21 protein-coding genes are annotated in these 20888 nt (G+C 44.9%); 16 read left to right on the forward strand and 5 right to left on the reverse strand.

Annotation, left to right across the window (positions count from 1 at the left end):
• Position 1 precedes the first annotated feature (1 nt).
• From A5867_RS06095 to A5867_RS06140, 9 genes are all read left to right on the forward strand, one after another.
• On the forward strand, positions 2–607 hold the full coding sequence (locus A5867_RS06095) for an NADPH-dependent FMN reductase (protein ID WP_005234653.1): 606 nt from the start codon (positions 2–4) through the stop codon (positions 605–607).
• Between the two features lie 26 nt (positions 608–633).
• The gene (locus A5867_RS06100) at positions 634–1854 is read left to right on the forward strand and encodes an NAD(P)H-dependent oxidoreductase (RefSeq protein ID WP_042890446.1); all 1221 of its coding nucleotides are present in this window, start codon (positions 634–636) and stop codon (positions 1852–1854) included.
• Between the two features lie 261 nt (positions 1855–2115).
• Complete coding sequence (locus tag A5867_RS06110; protein WP_087627123.1) at positions 2116–3165, forward strand: FUSC family protein; 1050 nt, start codon at positions 2116–2118, stop codon at positions 3163–3165.
• Between the two features lie 235 nt (positions 3166–3400).
• Positions 3401–5470 (forward strand): BglG family transcription antiterminator, encoded by a 2070-nt coding sequence (locus tag A5867_RS06115; protein ID WP_087627124.1) that lies wholly within the window; start codon positions 3401–3403, stop codon positions 5468–5470.
• A 24-nt stretch (positions 5471–5494) separates the two neighbouring features.
• Complete coding sequence (locus A5867_RS06120; protein WP_005225455.1) at positions 5495–5797, forward strand: PTS sugar transporter subunit IIB; 303 nt, start codon at positions 5495–5497, stop codon at positions 5795–5797.
• A 31-nt stretch (positions 5798–5828) separates the two neighbouring features.
• Positions 5829–7118: a PTS sugar transporter subunit IIC gene (locus A5867_RS06125; RefSeq protein ID WP_008379073.1), complete on the forward strand. Its 1290-nt coding sequence runs from the start codon at positions 5829–5831 to the stop codon at positions 7116–7118.
• Between the two features lie 18 nt (positions 7119–7136).
• Positions 7137–7529: a hypothetical protein gene (locus A5867_RS06130; protein WP_016610048.1), complete on the forward strand. Its 393-nt coding sequence runs from the start codon at positions 7137–7139 to the stop codon at positions 7527–7529.
• Between the two features lie 22 nt (positions 7530–7551).
• Entirely contained in the window at positions 7552–8418 is an 867-nt protein-coding gene (locus A5867_RS06135) for a class II fructose-bisphosphate aldolase (protein WP_087627125.1), read from the forward strand.
• The gene (locus tag A5867_RS06140) at positions 8419–9045 is read left to right on the forward strand and encodes a zeta toxin family protein (RefSeq protein ID WP_074932238.1); all 627 of its coding nucleotides are present in this window, start codon (positions 8419–8421) and stop codon (positions 9043–9045) included.
• A 43-nt stretch (positions 9046–9088) separates the two neighbouring features.
• On the opposite strand, the gene A5867_RS06145 is transcribed toward A5867_RS06140, so the two are convergent.
• The gene (locus tag A5867_RS06145) at positions 9089–10087 is read right to left on the reverse strand and encodes a DUF389 domain-containing protein (protein ID WP_087627126.1); all 999 of its coding nucleotides are present in this window, start codon (positions 10085–10087) and stop codon (positions 9089–9091) included.
• Positions 10088–10282: 195 nt separating this feature from the next.
• Between A5867_RS06145 and A5867_RS06150 the strand changes: the two genes are divergently transcribed.
• Positions 10283–10882: an NUDIX hydrolase gene (locus A5867_RS06150; protein ID WP_010747733.1), complete on the forward strand. Its 600-nt coding sequence runs from the start codon at positions 10283–10285 to the stop codon at positions 10880–10882.
• A 160-nt stretch (positions 10883–11042) separates the two neighbouring features.
• Positions 11043–12353, forward strand: a complete 1311-nt coding sequence (locus A5867_RS06155; RefSeq protein WP_016610053.1) for an NCS2 family permease — start codon at positions 11043–11045, stop codon at positions 12351–12353.
• A 168-nt stretch (positions 12354–12521) separates the two neighbouring features.
• Here A5867_RS06155 and A5867_RS06160 read toward each other — a convergent pair whose 3' ends face one another.
• Together A5867_RS06160 and A5867_RS06165 are read right to left on the reverse strand one after the other, a co-directional pair.
• Complete coding sequence (locus tag A5867_RS06160) at positions 12522–12863, reverse strand: type II toxin-antitoxin system PemK/MazF family toxin (RefSeq protein WP_087627127.1); 342 nt, start codon at positions 12861–12863, stop codon at positions 12522–12524.
• Entirely contained in the window at positions 12863–13093 is a 231-nt protein-coding gene (locus A5867_RS06165) for an AbrB family transcriptional regulator (RefSeq protein ID WP_087627128.1), read from the reverse strand. Before A5867_RS06165 ends, A5867_RS06160 begins: the two co-directional genes overlap by 1 nt.
• Before the next feature lie 366 nt (positions 13094–13459).
• On the opposite strand from A5867_RS06165, the gene A5867_RS06170 reads away from it, so the two are divergent.
• The 3 genes from A5867_RS06170 (at position 13460) to A5867_RS06180 (ending at position 17464) form a co-directional block, all read left to right on the forward strand.
• On the forward strand, positions 13460–14455 hold the full coding sequence (locus A5867_RS06170) for a LacI family DNA-binding transcriptional regulator (RefSeq protein ID WP_087627129.1): 996 nt from the start codon (positions 13460–13462) through the stop codon (positions 14453–14455).
• 146 nt (positions 14456–14601) lie between these two features.
• A complete protein-coding gene (locus A5867_RS06175) occupies positions 14602–15978 on the forward strand; it encodes a PTS transporter subunit EIIC (protein ID WP_087627130.1) in 1377 nt (458 codons plus the stop codon).
• Between the two features lie 43 nt (positions 15979–16021).
• Positions 16022–17464, forward strand: coding sequence for a glycoside hydrolase family 32 protein (locus A5867_RS06180; protein WP_087627131.1), 1443 nt, complete (start codon positions 16022–16024; stop codon positions 17462–17464).
• Between the two features lie 121 nt (positions 17465–17585).
• On the opposite strand, the gene A5867_RS06185 is transcribed toward A5867_RS06180, so the two are convergent.
• The gene (locus tag A5867_RS06185) at positions 17586–18257 is read right to left on the reverse strand and encodes a cyclic nucleotide-binding domain-containing protein (protein ID WP_005225467.1); all 672 of its coding nucleotides are present in this window, start codon (positions 18255–18257) and stop codon (positions 17586–17588) included.
• Positions 18258–18349: 92 nt separating this feature from the next.
• Here A5867_RS06185 and A5867_RS06190 point away from each other — a divergent pair, with 92 nt between their 5' ends.
• Positions 18350–19006, forward strand: coding sequence for a hypothetical protein (locus A5867_RS06190; protein WP_087627132.1), 657 nt, complete (start codon positions 18350–18352; stop codon positions 19004–19006).
• A gap of 109 nt (positions 19007–19115) precedes the next feature.
• On the forward strand, positions 19116–20378 hold the full coding sequence (locus A5867_RS06195) for a PTS transporter subunit EIIC (RefSeq protein ID WP_010747740.1): 1263 nt from the start codon (positions 19116–19118) through the stop codon (positions 20376–20378).
• A gap of 56 nt (positions 20379–20434) precedes the next feature.
• Here A5867_RS06195 and A5867_RS06200 read toward each other — a convergent pair whose 3' ends face one another.
• Entirely contained in the window at positions 20435–20839 is a 405-nt protein-coding gene (locus A5867_RS06200; RefSeq protein ID WP_087628161.1) for an arsenic metallochaperone ArsD family protein, read from the reverse strand.
• Positions 20840–20888 lie beyond the last annotated feature (49 nt).

The following is a 20888-nucleotide window of genomic DNA, read 5'->3' on the forward strand; positions in this document are numbered from 1 at the left end:
GATGAAATTTATCGGATTCGTAGGAACCAATGCCACTCGTTCCACCAATCGCACGTTGTTGCAATTTATGAAAAAAATGTTTGCCAATGAGGCAGAGATCGAACTAGTCGAGATCAAAGATCTTCCAATGTTCAACAAACCAGAATCAAAGGAGTTGCCCGTACAAGTAACCCAGCTTGCCGAAAAAATCACGGCAGCAGACGGTGTGATCATCAGCACACCAGAATATGATCATGCCGTACCCGCAGCGTTGATCAATGCCCTGAACTGGTTGTCCTATGGAATTTTCCCGTTTGTTGACAAGCCAGTGATGATCACTGGTGCTTCTTATGGGACGTTAGGTTCTTCTCGTGCCCAAGCCCATCTAAGACAGATTCTGGACTCTCCAGAGTTAAAAGCACGGATCATGCCTAGCTCTGAATTTCTATTAGGTCATTCGCTGCAAGCGTTTGACGAGCAAGGCAACTTGATCGATGAAGAGCAGACCCAAAAACTGCAAGGACTGTTCAACGATTTTCTTTTATTTGTAAAAATTACCAGCCAGTTGCAGCACGCCCATGCCGCCAATCAAAAAGAAGCTGCTGAATTTTCATGGGAAACCATCTAATCGCAAAAGATAGGAGCGTAAAGACAATGAAATTGATCGGAATCGTCGGATCAGCCGCTGAAGTCTCCACCAATCGTCAGCTGCTGAACTTTATCAAAAAGCAATACAAAAAGGAATTCACGTTAGAACTTGTAGAGATCAAAGACTTTCCTCTCTTTAATCAAGAGGAAGATCAAACCCAAAGCCCAGCCATCCAGCGTTTGAATCGGCAATTATTGATGGCAGACGGTGTGATCATTGCTACACCAGAGCACAACCATACCGTGACGGCAGGACTGAAAAGCTTGCTAGAATGGCTTTCATTCAAGATCCATCCTCTGGAAAACAAACCAGTAATGATCGTGGGTGCCTCTTACTATGATCAAGGAACTTCAAGGGCCCAGCTGCATCTGCGCCAGATTTTGGACGCACCGGGAGTCAATGCTTTAGTGATGCCAGGAAATGAGTTTTTGTTGGGCAAAGCCAAAGAAGCTTTCGATGAAGCCGGTGATTTGATCGATGCCCGAACGGTTGCTTTTTTAGATGCGACGATCAACAGCTTCTTGCAATTTATCAAAGTCGTTTCTGCCTTAGCGGGTCCTAAACAATTGCCGCCCGAAGACCTCTACGCCACAGGGAAAATCGCAACCACCGTGGAAGGAGTGGATATGTATGATGATCAATGGCTGGAAAAAGCCGCTGAAGCAGTCGGTGCCGTTTCTGGCAATACCTACGTCAAACTAAATCGCGGCTTGCTGACAGTCGATCAGATCAATTACTTCTTAGATTCGATGCCGATGGAATTGACATTTGCCGATAGCAACAACCAATTCTTGTATTACAATCTGCGGGAAGAAGCCCAAAATATGCTGGCAGCACGTGTGCCAGGACAAGTCGGCAATCCATTAGCAAAATGCCATCCTGAAAAATCCTTCAAAAATGTTGAGTGGGTGATCCAACAGCTGCGCAGTGGGGCAACCGACGCGGTTCGGGTCCATGTGCCGAAACAGGTGCCAGAAAAATACATCGTCCACAATTATCAAGCGATGCACGATGAAAACGGCGAATATGCGGGGATCAACGAATACATCCTTGATTTCAAGCCAATCATCGAATGGTATTTGCAACAAACCGGTCAAAAACTTGTCGGCAATGAAGACGCCATTTCCAGTGCTTCTGTGCACCAAGAACCGACCGATGCGGTCACTAGTGCCAGTACTCATGACGCACCTGCAGCAGATGCGGTCACCAGCGCTTCTGTGAAATAAGGGTTGTCTAAAGGGAGAGACGGAATCGCTAGAAGCATTCGCTTGCAATCAGTTGCCAAGCGAATGCTTCTCTTTTTGCTGCTTTTTCATGAATAAACGGTTTTCTATGAGCGATTGAGTTGATCAAGGACATCATTGCGAGGATTTCACAAAGTTTCTGAAAAAAATTTGCATATTCATCTTTTGCTTCGTATACTAGTTTAGGACGTTGCTTATAAAACGGCTGTATCATCGTACATATTTTTTGATAGGAGGAATTGCATGAAAGACAAACGAAAAGTCTTGCGTCCGTTAGGATCAGGGTTTGCGATGGCGGTTCCTTTGTTTATAGGGATCCTCGTTCAGGACCCTTTGATAAGTTCTGTGGGGGCGATGGGGGCTTTTTCCTACTTGGCTTTTCAACATCGGTCCCTTTTTTATAATCTGCGCGCCATTTTGACCCACGGCGCTGCGCTGCTGCTGGCATTTATTTTAGGCGCTGGGACAGCACTGATTCCTTGGAGCGCGCCTTTTATCATCGGTGCGTTATCGTTTTCTGCGTTTTTGTTGTCAAAAGTGATGCGGATCCCCAAGCCCGATTATTTCTTCGTGTTGATGCTTTATGCCACCGGCTTTAATTTTCACGCAGCGCACCTTGGAGAGATCTTGCACCACAGTTCCTATTTGCTTTATGGCATCGCAGGCTCGCTGGTTGCTGGACTGGTGATTTCGTTGGCTGAACAGCTGCCGTTGAAAGAAGAAAAAACGGCCTTTCAACAACTGAGCTTGCACGAGAAATATTCGCTAGCATTATCTCAGCAACCAGAAATGGTCATCAAGGCGCTGCACTTTTCTTTGATATTGTTTGTTGCGACCTACATTGCCTACCTGCTGCGAGACAGCAACGGCTATTGGATCTTGATTTCTGCTGCTGCCGTCTTGGCAGGAGAACATATGGAAAAAATCAAAAATCGCACGATTGGTAGGGTACTGGGAGGAATCGTGGGGCTGCTGCTGGGTTTCTTATTGATGTCCTTGCATATGCCCCTTGAAGCGATCGCAGTGGTATTGATCATTCTAAACATATTGACGGAGTTTTTTATGCCAGTCAATTATACCGTTGCTAATTTTTTTACCAACCCGCAAGTTCTGCTGTTAATGACCATCGGTACTAGTTTTACGCCACTGAAATTGATCCCATTGCGTTTTTCAGGGGCATTGATCGGCAGCGTGCTGGCAATGCTGTTGATCTTTCTAATGGATTGGGCAGTAAAGCAAATGGAGCAAGCACTGGGAAACAAACCAGAAGACACGACGGATCAAACACAATAGAATGCACCATCATCGATAAGCAAGAGCTGTAGCTCTTGCTTTTTTTGCCTTTGATCCTCTATCTAAACGTTATCTCCATCGGATAGGAAAAATAAGGGAAATATGAAATAATCGAGCAAAGGTTCCTATTTTTAAATAGAAGCGTTTACATTTTTGCAAACTAAAGTGGCAGAAACATCTACTTTTTTTGTTGTAAGCGAAATCATATACTCAAATCAGAGAAGGAGAGAAAGTTGTGAAAAAACGAATCGTAGATGTTTTGCATCGCCTGTTGGTGACTGATTATCCACTATCCATCGAGCAACTGGCAGAAGAGACCGCAGCCAGTGGGCGGACGATCCGCAATGATTTGAATGAGATCAACACGTTTCTTGCGGACTTACACATCGGACCGATCCAAACTCTTCGAGGAAAGGGCATCCTTTTGAAACTGACCTCGAAACAGCAAGCCATCGTTTGGCAGGCATTACACGCACAACAGTCGGAATATATGACCCGTGAAGAGCGTCGTTTTGATCTGCTGCTGCATCTGACCTTTTCAAATGAGATCCTGGTGTTGAATAAAAAAGAAGAAGCGTACCAGATATCAAAAAGCAGCATGGATGAAGACATGCGCCGTTTGCGGGCGGACATCAATAAATATGGCATTGAGATCATCAGCCTAGGAAAAAAAGGACTGCGGTTGAATGGATCGGAACGAGCGATTCGGACGATGATTTTTGACATCATCAATCAGCGGATCGGTAGGTTGCCACTTGATAAACAGACCCCAGATTTAGTCTTTACGAAATTGCTTTATCGCTATTTGCCGCAAAAAGAAATCAAGCAGATCCAACTAGTGATGCAAGCAGTGTTGCCGCCAAATCAAAATGAGTTGTATAGCAGCCAAATTTTATTGTTTACCGCCATTTGGCTGATGCGTATCAGAATGAAGGAATTTATCACTCGCATGAACTGGTCTGCTTCCAGCAATCAGCTCCAAGGGTCAGCCTATATCCAGGCGATCGCTGATACCTTTTCGATCGAGCCACCAGAAATCGAAGTCAACTATCTTTCTTTCATCATCGAGTCACTGAACTTTAAAGATTTGTCCAATTCCATCGAATGGGCGCATGCGCAACTTTTGTCGCTGCAGCTGATCCAATTTGTGGAATGCCAAACCAAGATCCCTTTTAGTAAAAAGGAAGAAGAGCTGTTAGAGGGATTGTATAAACATATGGCAGCGCTGATCGTTCGAGCCAAGAGCGGCATTCAAGTACCCAATCCGATCAAAGAGACTGTTCGCAAAAATTATGGACAAATCTACCAAGGCGTCAAGGGCTTCGCCCCCACGATCGAAGAGATCGTCGGTCAACCACTATCAGAAGATGAACTGACATTTCTCGTGATCCATTTTTCTACAGCCCTAAGTTCATTGAACCACGAAATCATTACGAGCTATAAGGCGGTCGTCGTCTGTAACCATGGAATGGCAACCGGCAATCTGCTGGCAGCCAGCCTCAAGGAGAAGTTTCCAGAAGTAGAAGTTGCGGCAGTCTTGAATTCACAAGAAGTCAATTTGATTACGAAATTCGATGTGGATCTGGTTTTTTCAACCTATGAGATCGATTATCGAGAAAAGCCGGTATTACTGATCCCACCGATCATCAATGAAGAAAATCACAAAGTGATCCGCCGTTTCTTAAACAACAATGAACAATTCAAGCGGATCGCCTTTGACCAAAAAAATGCCACGCTGTTCTTCAATCAGTTGCTTACAGTGATTGAAGAAAGCGGCGGGACAGTCGATGCTGCCGCCTATCGCAAATTGACACACTTGTTTGAACAAAATCAATTAGCCATTAATGCAAGGGAGATTCAGCCAATGTTAAAAGATGTTTTATCCGCTAATCATATTCAATTAAACGTTCCTGTTCAAAATTGGGAAGAAGCCATTGAACGCTCTGCGCAGCCGCTAGTAAAAGAACAGATCATCGAAAAACGCTATATCGAGGCAATGGTTGCGGCGGTGGAGGAATACGGTCCTTATATCGTCATTGGCAAACATTTGGCGCTGGCGCATGCACGACCAGAAGATGGCGCCCAGCAGTTGGGTGTGAGTGTCCTCACCTTGGCGCCGCCAGTCGCATTTGGGAACCCAGAAATGGACCCCGTCAAAATCATTTTTTGCTTGGCTGCGGTGGACTCCTACTCTCATCTTGCCATCATGAAGGAATTGATCGAACTGATCAATGATGAAGAAAAAGTCACGCAGTTGCTGGCTTGCTCTACGATTGAAGCTTTTCAATCATTGCTATTTTCATAAAAAAAAAGAAAAGGGGAAAAAATCATGAACAAATTATCGATCTTATTCGTATGCGGTGCAGGTCTTGGCAGCAGCTTTGCGGCTCAGATGTCAACAGAAGATGTCTTAACGAAATTAGGAGTGGAGGCGAAATTGGATCATGTCGATATCTCATCAGCGGTATCAATGAAACCAGACATCATCATTACGGCAGAGAATTTCCGAACGCAATTTGAAAAGTTTGCCTTGGACCCGACAACCGCAATCATTTATTTACGCAACATCGTTTCAAAACCAGAAATCGAAGAAAAAATCACCCCAGTATTAACGGAAAAAGGCGCACTGTAAGGAAGAGGCATGACGAAGGGAGTTTGAAAAAATGGGCATCATCAATTTTATCATTGATAATATTTTAACGCAGGCATCGATCACGATCGCTTTGATCGCGATGTTAGGGCTGCTGCTTCAAAAAAAGTCAGCAGGTCAAGTCATTTCAGGAAGTTTGAAGACGCTATTGGGCTTCCAGGTTTTAAGCGCTGGTTCTAGCATCATCGTCGGTAGTTTGACCTATTTCGGCGAGATTTTCACAGAAGGATTCGACATGCAAGGCATAATTCCTTCCATCGAAGCCATCAACGGGCAAGCGATGAATGAGTTGGGCTTGGGTCGGGACATAGCGCTGACATTTTTAGCCATCTTTGTTTTTAATATTTTATTGGCACGCTTTACAAAATGGAAATATATCTTCTTAACGGGTCAAGCCATTTTATGGATGGCGACCATGACGACGGTCTTTGGCTATTTCGCTGGTTTACGCGGCGTTGTCTTGATTCTTGTCGGTGGGTTGATTGGGGCGATCTTTGCCGTAGCGATGCCAGCGATGGCTCAGCCCATCATCCGCAAAGTCACTGGGTCAGACGACATTGCTCTCGGACATTTCTGTACGATCGGCTACCTCTTTGAAGCAGGCGTTGCCTATCTGTTTGGAGAAAGAGGCGAGAAGAAAAAATCGATCGAAGACATCAAACTGCCACGTTCTTTTGAATTTTTACAAGATACCTATCTTTCTGTCATGGTCGTGATGGTTCCACTGTATATCGTGACGGTCTTGTTTGCTGGAGAAACCTTTGCTTCTACGCTTTCTGGTGATCAAAATTACATCATGTATGCCTTCTTGCAAGCCATTCAATTCGTGGTTGGAGTCTATGTTTTGCTAGCAGGCGTTCGGTTGCTCTTAGGCGAGATCGTCCCTGCGTTTCGTGGGATCGCCATGAAATTGGTGCCTGATGCAAAACCAGCACTCGATTGCCCAGTATTCTTCCCATATAGCCCAAATGCAGTTATTTTAGGCTTCATTACTACAACGATTGGGACAGTCATCGCCATGTTCGTTTTACCAGTCTTTGGCTTGGCGATGATCTTGCCAGGGATGCTGACGAACTTCTTTGCAGGCGGTACCGCTGGGATCTTCGGCAATGCGGTCGGTGGACGTCGAGGGGCGATCATCGGAGGGATCTTTCACGGATTCTTCATTACGTTACTGCCAGCCCTACTTGTAACGATCTTCAATCAAATGGGCTTTGTTAACGCTACGGCAACTGATGTGGATACCGTTACGGCAGCCTTGCTATATGCTTGGATCATCAGTCCCTTATTGAAAAACTTTTAATCGCTAGGAGGAAGACGCATGTTCTCTTTTTTCAAAAAAGAAAAAAAGCCCACAGAAACACCAGCGGTTCCTTTGACCGCTGAAGAAAGCCAAGAGGCAGAAGCGCTTATTGCAACACTAGAAAGTCAGTTGCAAGCAGAAACTGACATCGACGAACAAGCAAAATTGTATGAAGCGTTAGGCTTGGCGCAGGCAAAACTATCCCGCACAGAAGAAGCGATCGACGCATTGGAAAAAAGCTTGCAGGCGAAAAAATCGATCGGGGACGGCTACAAAAAACTGATGTCCCTTTACAATGCTCAGCGTGCCGCCGCCGCACGAAACGGCGACGATGCAAAGATCGACTATTACATGGACAAAATGGAAGAAATGCGGCAAATCGCCAAACAACTTACGATCAGCGGCAATTAAACTAGACGAGGTGGAATCAAGGATGTATACAACATTAAAAGAAGTAACGAAAACAGCAGAAGCATTGAATTTTACAGTGGGGGCTTTTAATACCCATAATTTAGAAATGCTGCCAAGTATGCTGTGGGCAGCCAAAGAGATGGGGGCACCCATCATCATTCAAACAAGTATCGATACGGCGAAATACATCGGCTATGATGTCTTGGTCAATGTCGTCAAAACGATTGCCGATCACGAGCTAGTGGACGCTGTCTTGCATTTGGATCATGCCAGAGATTTCGATGAGATTAAAGCGGCGATTGATAGCGGCTATAGCTCGGTGATGTATGATGGCTCGCATTTGCCCTTCAAAGAAAACATTTTGAAAACGCGCGCAGTCGTCGAATACGCTCATGCTCATGGGGTGTCCGTCGAAGGAGAACTAGGAACGATCGGCGGCACAGAAGAGGGCATTCATGTGGAAGAAGACGATAAAGTCTTCACACGCCCAGAAGATGCGGTAGAATTTGTCGCTGCTACTGGCGTCGATGCGCTAGCCATCGCTATCGGAACCAATCACGGTCAATTCCGCTCCAAAACCGAAGTGAATGTTGAGTTATTGAAGGAGATCCATGCAGTCGTCGACGTGCCGCTAGTCATTCATGGAGGAACTGGCGTCAAAGAAGAAGATTATCCCGAATTGATCAATAACGGCATTCGTAAGTTTAATGTAGGTACTGAATTGTTGGTGAACTGGACGAAGATTGCGAAAGAAAATTTTGGGGCAACGGAAGTCAACAAATCTTTGCGCCACAACGTGATCCCATCCAATGAAGCCATCAAAGAAATCGTCAAGCACAAGATCGGCCTTTTCATGAATACGAAAGCGCCGACTGCGATCGGCAAATAGATGGTACGCAAAAAGATGCTTGTTTTATTAGCAGGCAGCCCTGGAACTGGAAAAAGTTATTTACTGAATCTGTTGAAGACACGTTTTCCTGATCTTTTCGCTCTTACGCCAGATGAAATCAAAGAGTGCTATGCCGAATCCCTCGGCTTTGATTCATTGGCAGAAAAAGCCCAGATCGAAAAGCAGTATGTTTGGCCTTTTTACTATCAGGCATTGGGCTTGTACATGTCTTTAGGAAAACGCTTGGTGGTCTCGGAATATCCTTTTAGTGAAAAACAGAAGCCATTGCTAACTTTTCTCGCCCAAAGCTATGGTTATGAGTGCTTGACCATTCGCTTGACTGCTTCTTTTGAAACCTTATGGGAAAGACGTCACTTACGTGATCGAGCGGATGACCGTCATTTAAGTTTCATCATGGAACGGTACCATTACGGGGATGTACTGGAAGATAGACAAGCTGCAACCAACCATATAACCAAAGAAGCGTTTCGGCAAATCATCACTGATCGCCGTTACGATGACTTTCAGTTAGGAGCGCTTATCGAAGTCAATGTGGAAGATTACGAGCAAGTGGATTATCGCCCGTTGATCGAGAGAATCGCTGAACAACTCAATGACTTAAATTGAAGAAAAACAGGCGCTACACCTGAAAAGGGCAGCGCCTGTTTTTTTAGTCTAAGCCCAAAAATTTCGAAGTTCCTTGGTTTTGGACTTGTAGGATTTCGGCTAATACTTTGGCATCAAATTGCCCCTCTTTATTGGCAGAATAGACATTGACCTTGAGCTGGTAGTCGGGCAAAGCATAGTTTTCAAGACTTGCTTCAAGCTGCGCGACCGCTTGTTTCGAGAGTGGTTCACCGACGAGTTTTAATTCAAGGGATTGTTTCTGCTCATTAAGTGTTTGCTCCAGCAAATAATGTTCCCCCAGTTTGGCTTCTACAAAACGCTTGGCATGGTATTCCACGATGGTCGTTTGGATCGTCGTATAAACGAAGAAACTCCCAATGACCGTGATCGGTAAGGCAACCACGGCAAACTTCCACCATTTTTGGTGACGGAAATCCCCATACTGCAACAGCCAGATGGTAATGAACAAGGAAAAACAAATCAAAAAGGAATTGGTGAAGAAGAGTTGAACAGACTCCCATGAAATCGAATAGTCTTTGATCGACAGCCCATAACCTGTCACACAAAGCGGCAAAATCAGGGACGTCCCGATGGAGACGCCGATAATAACATCGTTGTCGCGGCCCCTGACTTTGGCAAAAGCCAGTGCTGAACCACCGATCAATGCGACGCAAATATCCCAAATCGTCGCAGATGTTTGGGTGATGATCTCAGGGGTTGTGTCTTTGACTGGCGTGAGTAAGAAAAAGGCAAATGAGATGATAAGTACGATGATGACTTGGATGCTAAAGACCAGCAGCCCTTTTTTGACTAAGCGCAAGTGGGAAAGACCTAAACCAAAGCCGATCCCGTTGATCCCATTTAAAAGTGGCGAAATTAACATCGCCCCGATAATCGTTGTCGTAGAGTTGTAGTTCAAACCAATCGAAGCAATCAGCGTTGCACAAACTAAAAGTGCATAGACGAGCATCGTTTGGTCCATATCTTTTTGAATTTTTCCAATCAATTGTTCTTTGGAAACTAAATCAGGCGTTAAGTTCATCTTCATCATCCTTTCTGAGAAAAATCGTTCTGCTCTTTTCATTGTCCCTTAAATCGGCTGATTTTACAAAAATCTGCGTTTATCAGGCGATGGCAGCAACGAGAATTCAATGATTGGGTTGCCAATCTTTTGCAAAACCGCCGATTTCCTCTAGAATAAGAAGCATAACAGAGAAATGGAAAAGGCGGGGAATGGATGAAAGATTATTTTGCGCAATACAAACGCCTGTTATCGATCGCTGAAGCAGGTTTGTACTATGGCAAAGATGTGTACGATAAGGAACGTTATCAAGAGATCAAAGAGTTGGCATTGCATTTGATGAGTACCGTCGTGGATCAAGACGCAGCTGCGTTGACCCTTTTAACAGAAAAAAATGAGGGCTATCCTACGCCTAAAGTCGATGTACGAGCATTGATCCAAAAAGACGAAAAAATCTTGCTGGTGGAAGACAGCCTGACGAAAGAATGGTCACTGCCAGGAGGCTATGCAGAAATTGGCTTGACACCACGGGAAAACATCAAAAAAGAAGTGCTGGAAGAAACTGGCTTACTCGTTGAGGTCAAGGAGCTGCGAGCAATTTTTGATACGAATCTAAGACCAGACATTCCGCAAGTGTTTCAATACTATAAGCTGGTCTTTGCCTGTGATGTTTTGGCAGGGGACTTCATCAAAAACAGTGAAACCTCCAACAGCGATTACTTTTCGTTGAAGGAGCTGCCGAAGCTTTCCATCAAGCGCACCACCAAGGAACAACTGGAGCAATTGGTGAATGAGAAGTCGTTACACGTTGATTAAAAACAGCTAAGGGTAAGATGTTGGAAAAAGCGTTTTATTGGTTTTTTTAACTGGATAATATTTACTTGCAGATAAAGTTGGTTTATGATTGATTTCGTCGTTTTCATTATAAAAAATCAAGCAATGGCGACACCTTTGCTTGATTGCTGGAGGAGTAAAAATGAAGAATCAAATCAATTCCTTTTTTGGGCTGGATGCCTTACAAACAACGGTCAAACGAGAAATCTTAGCTGGTTTTACCACCTTTATCTCGATGGCCTATATTTTATTCGTCAATCCAACGGTCCTTGGGGCATCTGGGATGGACGAAGGTGCCGTCTTTACGGCAACGGCGTTAGCCAGCGCATTGGGCTGTATCTTGATGGGGGTTTTAGCAAAATACCCGATCGCTACGGCACCCGCATTAGGGATCAACGCTTTCTTTTCTTATTCAGTCTGTATTGGAATGGGGGTTCCATGGCAAACAGCATTAGCGGGTGTGTTTGTGGCATCACTGATTTTCATCGTGATCACGATCTTCAAATTACGGGAGCTGATCATTGATGCGATCCCTGCTGATTTAAAATACGCCATCTCTGGCGGGATCGGTCTGTTCATCGCCTTTTTGGGATTGAGCGAAGGCGGGATCATCGTTTCCGATGATTCGACCCTTGTGGCACTAGGGTCATTGAGTGTCGGTACGACGTGGCTGACGATTTTTGGTTTAGTGATCACTGCCGTCTTGATGGTTCGCAGAGTTCCTGGTGGAATTTTTATCGGGATGGCCGCAACAACTGTTTTAGGTCTTTTGACTGGCTTGATCCAAGCACCATCCAGTATCGTTTCTGCTGCACCGAGTATTTCGTCCACATTCTTAGTGGCGCTAAACCATGTAGGAGACATCAACTCCCTGCAAATGTGGGTCGTAGTACTGACTTTCTTACTCGTCACTTTCTTTGATACGGCAGGCACCTTGGTGGGACTTGCCAATCAAGCGGGCTTTATGAAAGACAACAAAATGCCGCGGGTCGGCAAAGCACTTGCTTCTGACTCCACCGCCATGCTCGCTGGTTCTTTATTAGGGACCTCACCAGTAGGCGCATATGTCGAATCCTCCGCTGGGATCGCCGTGGGCGGTCGCTCTGGCTTGACTGCCGTGACGACTGGAGTTTTCTTCTTGTTCGGCTTGTTCTTTTCACCATTGCTATCCGTTGTTACTTCCCAAGTGACAGCACCAGCTCTGATCGTCGTAGGCGTGCTGATGGCACAATCGCTACGAGAAATCAAATGGCACGAAATGGAAATCGCAATCCCAGCCTTCTTGATTCTATTAGGCATGCCGTTGACCTACAGCATCTCCGATGGGATCGCCTTGGGCTTCATCTTTTACCCAATCACCATGTTAGCAGCCAAACGCGGCAAAGAAGTCTCACCAATCATGTACGGCTTGTTCTTTGTCTTTCTTGGGTTTATGTGGATTTTGAATGTGTGAGAGGCGTTTTAATGTAAACTTAGGATAGGATTTCAACTAATAAAAAACCAGTTAAGCGTGGCTTAGCTGGTTTTTTTATTATATGTCGCTTACTCTAAAAATGTTCAGAATCGAATAAGGGTTTACTATCCGTGGTTTATCTGCCGACGAATCATGGTGTTGTATTGCTTAAAAAATATACTCAATGATCTGATCGATCTTCGCCATATCTTGTAAAGGGAGGTTTTCAATTTTTTTCAGTTTTCTTTCTTTAAAGTCTAGTGATTTTAATTGAGAGATAATCACTTGTCCATCTGTATCTATGCTATCTGGCAATGTATAGTGGGTAGGAAATTTCCTAATCGTATGTGTAATAGGACAAATTACCGCAAACATCGTTCTACGATTAAACTCATAGCGAGAGACGACTAATCCTGGACGTCTTTTTTGAATTTCCTTTCCAGCCGAAGGGTCAAAGTCGATCCACACGATATCCCCTTTTTTGGGAATGTAAGTTTGATCATTCATCATTAAAAAATTTCTCTCCCTTCAGGTGAAAGGTCTTCCCACTCATCTTTTTCATAAAACTCTGATTCTTCTCCACCATGAAAAGGATCTTCAATTTTAGGAACAAGAATGATCGTCCCATCCTCTGCGTAGACGACAACGTATTCTTGATTTTCAGAAGGTTTCTTACCGTTATCAGAAGGAAGCGTAATGACGACAGAACTGCCTTGCAGTCTTGATTTAGTAATAAGCATAATATCACCTCTTGATTTATAGTATATCATACAACATTGAGTAACGCGATGTTAACGGAAGAATTTAATGTATTTTGAACACATCAAAAGTTGAAAAACTCACTTTACATAAGATAGATAAGAAACCGCAATGAAATATTGTTTGAAAAGATGGATGAACATCTCAGAAAAATAGATGTTAGATTTTAAGCAGAATTACGAAGTTTTTTAGATGGATCATTTATGGCATACCAAGGACCAGGGTATTAAAGCAACGAAAAAGTGAAACTTCATTCCAAAACCGCCCAACCCAACAATTTTCACGCAAAACCTGCGCTTTTCTTTCTGTTATTGTTATAATAAAAGAAAACGCAAAGGTGGGAAATCATGACAACGATCAAGGACATTGCTGAAAAGGCGGGAGTAGCGAAAAGTACGGTTTCCCGCTATCTGAACAATGGCTATATCAGTGAAGAAAAGCGCCAAAAAATTGATCAGATCATTGCTGAAACTGGCTATCGCCCCAATACATTTGCTCGTTCGCTGAAAGCCCAAGACACGAAATTGCTGGGCGTGATCATTCCTCGACTGAATTCACCATCGACAAATGATGTGTTGAAAGGGATCGATACGACGGCACGGGAAAACGGCTATCAAATGCTAATCACCAACTCTGATCAAAGCGATGAACGGGAATTAGAAAATATCGAAATGCTGGTCAAACAAAAAGTAGCAGGGATGATCCTGTTTGCGCGCAAAATCACGCCGCAGCTGCAAGCGGTGCTGGCAGAGGTTCCTATGCCTGTTTTATTGTTAGGTCAACAGTTAGCTGGCATTCATTCCATCGTCCATGAAGATTATCAAGCTGGCAAAACCATGGCAGAATATGCAGTCAGCGCTGGCCACCGACGTTATTTATTTGTTGGTGTCAGCGAGAATGATTATGCGGTAGGTGTCTTGCGGAAAAAAGGATTTCTTGATGTCTTAGCACAAACGCCCAACGTCAAAGTCGACTTTATCGAAACGTCCTTTTCAAGAAGAGAAACGTACCAAAAAGCCCTTATGTTCTTGAAAGATCAATCGGCAACGTACATCGCCTGTGCTACGGACAATATTGCTGTTGCTGTACTGAAAGCCGCCCATGAACTAGGGTATCAAGTGCCGCAAGACTTTTCCTTGAACGGATTTGGCGGCTATGATTCGACGGATTATGTCTATCCGACCATCACAACGACCCAATATCCCTATGTCCAATTAGGCATCGATGCCGTCTTAACGATCCAAAAACTGACGCAAGGGGAAGAGGTTCCTGAGGTGATCGAATTACCGAATCGATTAGTGGTCAAACAGTCGACTGCCAAGCTTGACAAGCAGGAGAAATAAAGCAAACATTTTTAGAGAAAACAGGACGTCCAGTTGCGGCGTTCTGTTTTTTTACTTTCTTTGCTTGCAATTGCAAACGGTTTCTGTTAATCTACAAATGTAGAACCGGTTCCACAAATGGACCGACGATCAAAGGAGTGGGAAAAATGAAGGAACAAAAAACGATCGACCAAGTGTTAGAAGCTGTTGGCGGCAAAGAAAATGTCAAAAACTTTGAACACTGTGCCACACGTTTGCGCTTGATTTTGAAAGACGATCAGTTAGTAGATAAAGACAAAGCGGAAGCAGTTGAGGGTAGCAAGGGCTATTTTTTCAACACGGGACAGCATCAGTTCATTTTTGGAACAGGAAAAGTCAATGAAGTTTATCAAGCCTTCGCAGCAGAAATGGGCAATGACGCCTCCGCTGATAAAGCTGGCTTCAAAGATGATGTGTATTCGAATCTGTCACCCGTCCAAAAAGTCGTCCGCACGTTGTCAGATGTCTTGGTGCCATTGATTCCAGCTTTGGTAACGACGGGGCTTTTGATGGGGATTCGGGGATTATTGACCGAGTTGGGGGTCACTTATAGTGCTGACTGGTTAGCTATGTTTGAAATGTTAACGGATACAGCGTTTGCCTTTTTACCTGTTTTGATCGCCTATAGTGCGACGAAAAAATTCGGCGGTAATCCGATCATTGGGATCGTGGTAGGATTGATGATGGTGGCACCGCAATTGCCGAACGCTTGGGCAGTTGCCAGCGGGGATGCAGAGCCATTGCACTTATTCGGATTATCGATCTCTGGGTATCAAGGGTCGATTTTTCCAGCAATTATTGTCGGGATCTTAGTTTCTAAGCTAGAAAAATGGTTCCGTAAATTTGTTCCGCAAATGATGGACTTGATCGTGACACCATTCTTAACGATTGTCATTACTTTAGGTTTGATTTTGTTTGCGTTAGGACCAATCTTGCAAGTAGCTGAAAGAGCAGTCATCAACAGTATCGTCTACTTGGTGCAAGCACCATTGGGCATCGGTTATATCATTTACGGAGGGGTTCAGCAAGTGATCGTAATCACTGGATTGCACCATTCGTTAAGTATTATTGAGTTAGGGTTATTGAATACGACAGGCGAAAACGTCCTACAAGTCTTAGGTACAGCAAGTATGGCGGGACAATTTGGGGCTGCGATTGCTGCGTCATTTATTTATAAAAACAAAGTCAAACGCTCAAATGCCATCAGTGCGGCGGTTCCAACCTTATTTGGGATCACTGAACCTTTACTATTTGGGGTCAACTTACGCTCGATGCGCATTTTTGGCGCAGGCATGCTGGGAGGCGCAGTCGGCGGGTTTGCGACGTATGTCTTCCAATTAGCTGCCACTGGGATGGGCATCACTTTTATTCCAGGACTGTTGTTGTATACTGGAGATTTCGGTGCCATGCTGAAATACGTTGTCGTGATTTTGATTGCCTTTGGTGTCGGTTTTGCTGGTGTCCAATTGCAGCGCAAACCGCTAGCCAAAGAGTTGAACCAATAAATAATCCCTTGCTGTTCATCGGCAAGAGAAAAGAGGTACCACATTGTTAACGAAGGAATACTGGGCACAGCTTGCCCAAACCCAAAGCGAATTAGCAGAAAAAATCAGTGCTGATGCGTGGCGCTTGAACTATCATTTGATGCCAGAAACAGGATGGATGAACGACCCGAATGGTCTTTGCCAATTCAAAGGCGTGGTTCATTTTTACCATCAATATGTACCGCAAACGCCCCATGGCGGGGAACCACCCCACTGGGGACACAAAACGTCGACGGATTATGTCACGTTTCAAGAAGAAGCGCTGTTTCTTTCTCCCGAACACGACTATGACAAAGACGGGGTCTACTCGGGCTCTGCCTTTATCGAGAATGACGCGATCCATTTCTTCTATACTGGGAATGTCAAACATTCAGGTGATCATGACTATACCTTTAGTGGACGAGAACAAAACACGGTCCATGTAATCAGCAAAGACGGCTATACCGTCGAAAAGCAAGAAGTCGTGATTCCTCATGAGGACTACCCTGAAGGATTTACCGATCATATTCGTGACCCAAAGGTTTTTGCCCACGAAGACACCTACTATATGCTGCTAGGCGCGCGTACGTTGGAAAACGAAGGCAAAATTTTGATTTATGAATCGACGGATTTAAATGAATGGACCTATCGAGGAATCTTTTTCGGTGAGGACTATGCTCTAGGCTACATGTGGGAATGCCCAGACTACTTCCATTTAGATGGCAAAGATGTGTTGGTCTTCTCACCGCAAGGCTTGGCAGCCAAAGAACATGCCTACCAAAATATTCATCAATCAGGGTATCTGATCGGTGAGGTGGATTGGGAAACCCTGACGTTTAAAGAAACTTCTGCGTTTCGTGAACTTGATTATGGGTTTGACTTCTATGCCCCGCAAACCTTTGAAGATGAGCAGAAACGTCGGATCTTGTGGGGCTGGATGGGGCTAGGGGATACCAGTCCTGAATACAGCAATCCTACGATCCCTCGCGGCTGGCAGCATGCCGCAACGCTGCCAAGACAGCTTTCGGTCAAAAATGACCAGTTGTATCAACAACCTTTGCCAGAATTTAAAAAATTGCGAGACAAGCAAGTCAGCCAAAAAATTGTGCTTTCAGAGAAACCGCAGCACTTGTCTTTCGGTGAATTGGCATATGAGTTGCAAGTTACGGCGGAAGCCCCATTGCAGCAGTTCCAGCTTGGACTTTTGCAAGATACGACTTTGGCTTATGAAGCTGGTGTCTTCACGATCCATCATGGCGTTTCTGGCTACGGTCGTAAACAGCGCAGTGTCAAGGTCGATGAACTGACGCAGCTGCAGATTTTTGTCGATACGTCTTCGATTGAGATCTTCCTAAATGGCGGGCAATATTGTTTGACCTCTCGCGTGTATCCCAAACGGACCGAGGCGATCGCTCTCAGCGGAACCGGCACGGTTTGTGTCAATGCTTGGGCATTGGCGAAAAATTAAAGCAACGATCCGAAAACGACAGCAAACAGTTGGTTTTTCTTGTTGCACCCCCAAGAGTCAGCTTTTTCTCTGGCTTTTAGGGGGGCATCATACCAACTATTTTGCTGTCGTTATTTGCTTGTTACTGCTTTTGTTGGTTTTGGATAAAGGTCTGCAGCGCAGGCGCATCGATCCGATAGCCGTCTGCAGTTTTTGTGACTAGTTTTTGCGTTTTGAAATCTTTTAAGGTATACGTCAAATGGCGATAGCTCACGCCTAAGTATTCTGCGGTCTCCGTTAATTTTTCTTGAAAAAGATCATCGATCGAAGCTTCCAACAGTAGATGGGCAAGGCGCCAAGCTAAGGGATAGGTTTGATTGACGGAAAAATGATCCATACGCAGCAGCAATTTTTCACCGATAGTTTTGCCTAGTGTTTGTACGAAAGCCAGGTCTTGCATGAGCCCGTGAGCTGCTGCTTGCATCGGAATGCCCAGACATGTTGTTTCACCGATCGCAACCACGGTTTTCGGTACTGTTTCGGCGCCAATCAACGTGAGATCGCCAATGCAATCACCAGGATGGAGAAACTGCAGCAAGGCACGTTTGCCGTTTTCTTGCGTTTGAATGATCTTGGCTTTGCCAGTCAATAGGACGAAAAAGACCGACATCGGCACCGTTTCTTTTTGGATCGCTTCTCGATGATCAAAGGTCCAGAGGGCACTTTGTTGTAAAATCTCCTCAGGAATCGGCAAGGGGCAGCTTTCTTTGATTGGTACCTGCTTTATTGCCAAGGCATAAGCGGTTTTTTTCACTTTTTTCCTCCGAACTAGGAGAAATCTCCTATTTGTTTTTAGTCAGTATAGCACATACTTAGAAAAGCAAAAAAGAAAGTGTGGGAGAAAAAATGAATAAAAAGCAATGGATAGGATCAGGGATTTTTTATGGGTTGAGTGCATTCGGGATCAGCTTGACCATTAAGGCAAGCGTTGGGGTCAGTAGTTTTAATGCCTTGAATGTTACGCTGGCAACGATGTCAGGAATCAAAGTCGGCACCATCACAACAGCCATCAACTTGGGCTTTTTAGCTGCCTGTTGGCTATTGGATCGGCGGCAGACGTCCCTCAAACAAAAAGGCAGTGAGTACTTGACTATGTTTTTTGCTTTGCTGGCATTCGGCTATTTGATCAATGGCTTTGTTTACTACTTCTTGGCATCGCTGCACTTGACGAATTATTGGAGCCAACTAGCTGCTTTGATCGGTGGGATCTTGATTTCTGGAACGGCGACGGGACAAGTCCTACGGTTGCAGGTCTTGAAATTTCCAATCGAGCACTGGTGTCATTTGCTGGCGCAACGCAGTCGTTGGACATTTAAGCAGTACCGTTATGGCGTTGATGCAGTCTGTATTTCGGGGGCACTCTTGCTAGCGATCAGTTTGGGCTTACCGCTAGCGGTGAGGGAAGGGACGGTCATTAGTTTCTTTTTGCTGTCAGGTGCCATCGCTTGGTCGAAGGAACGTGATTTGGCAGCGGCTTTACCCATTTGGCAAAGAAACAGTTAGCCAGTAGTATTCTTGGAATTGGGAAGGCGTCGAGTGTTCTAAAAATGCAGAAAGCGTTTTTTATGCTACTCTTATTAAAAAAGCGAGATATTTAGTAGGAGGAGACAGGATGAATCGGTTGATTGAAGGGTTTCAGGAAAATTTTGCACCAAAATTGGTTAGGATCAGTGAAAATCGGTTTTTAGTTGCCGTGCGCAACGGAGTCGCCGTCACGATGCCGCTGACGATAATCGGCAGTCTCTTTTTGATTTTAGCCAATCTGCCTTTTCCTGGCTGGACCGAGTTTGTCGGGGAGTTTGGCGTCAAACTAGGCGCCGCCAGCAATTTTACATTTGGAATTTTGGGACTGGCCGCTTGTATCGGGATCGCCTACTATTTGGCGGCCTCGTATGAGATCGATCGGATCGGTTCTGTCGTGTTGGCAGTCTGCGCGTTTTTGCTGCTGCAGGCGGGGGAAGAATGGACGATCGATCCAGCTTCTTTGGGGGCGTCTGGTCTGTTTACAGGAATCGTCACAGCGATTGCGACAGTAGTGATCCATCGCTTTTTTCTCAAGCACCGCTTAGTGATTCGGATGCCAGCAGAAGTGCCGCCCGCAGTTGCCAAGAGTTTTTCGGTCTTGCTTCCTGGAGCTGCCATCATCACTGGTGCCTGGGTGATTCGGGTCTTGTTGGAATTTAATGTCAATCAATTCGTGCAAGCCATCTTTTCACCGCTGGCAGTTGGTCTAAACACATTGCCTGGGATGCTGTTGTATACCTTTTTGATTTTGTTGCTTTGGTGTTTAGGGATTCATGGCAGCAATGTGATGGGGAGTATCGGCGATCCGATTTTTCTAGCTTTATTAGCAGCCAATACCGAAGCCTACACTGCAGGCGAACCGTTACCGAACATTTTTGCAGGCGGGTTTTATATCATGTTTTTGTGCTATGGAGGCACTGGTTCAACACTGGGGCTGATCATCAACATGTTAGTTTCAAAGAAAAAAGCCTATCGTTCCCTAGGGAAGATGGCTTTGCCCTCTGCTATTTTTTGTATCAATGAGCCAATCATTTTTGGGTTTCCGATCGTGATGAACCCTATTATGATGATTCCTTTCATCCTGACACCCCTTGTATTATGTGTCGGAACGTATTTCTTGTCGGTCACCAATGTCATTGGGCGAATCATGTTCAATCCACCGTGGACCACACCGCCCTTTATCAATACTTACCTTGCAACCGGCGGCAATATCCCTGCTGTTCTTTGGAGTATCGCTTCCTTACTGATTAGTGTGGCGATCTACTATCCATTCTTTAAAATCAGCGAACGAAGTTTAACAGAAGAAGAAAAAGGCGTTACCGACGCAGTTGCCGCGAAGGGGGAGAACTAAACGCTGATGATTGGCACGTGGTGCGTTGTTTTGTCTGGCAAAGAGAACAGTGGCTGCTACTCATCAAATTGCACAGTGATCCCAGATTTCGTCAATTGTTCCCATTCACGGATCGTTGGCAAGCGACCTTGGCAAAATAGCTGATCGTCGACATACACGAGTGGCAGACAGCTGCGGCCATTGCTTGCTAATTGCTGCTTGACGGCTTGATTCGTATGAAAAGGGGCAGAATCTTCTGTAAAGAAGTATTCGTCGATCGTTAAAGGTTCGTTATGGAATGTTTGATGAGCCTGGGTCCTTTCTTCATTTATTTTTAACTGGTGAGTCAAGTGTGCTTCCCAAGTATCTTCTTTCTGGTCGGCATAAACCGCGATCGTTGGCATTGCATCAAATCCTTTCATGGCAGCTGATTTGTCAAAAGTATACCTGAATTTCTTGCCACGAGCAAAAAAGAGTATCAAAAAGAAGTGAAACAACAAAAAAAGACGCAAATGCGTCTTTTTTGTTGTT

Origin of the sequence: Enterococcus sp. 6D12_DIV0197, from assembly GCF_002174385.1 — a bacterium.
Taxonomy (GTDB): domain Bacteria; phylum Bacillota; class Bacilli; order Lactobacillales; family Enterococcaceae; genus Enterococcus_D; species Enterococcus_D casseliflavus.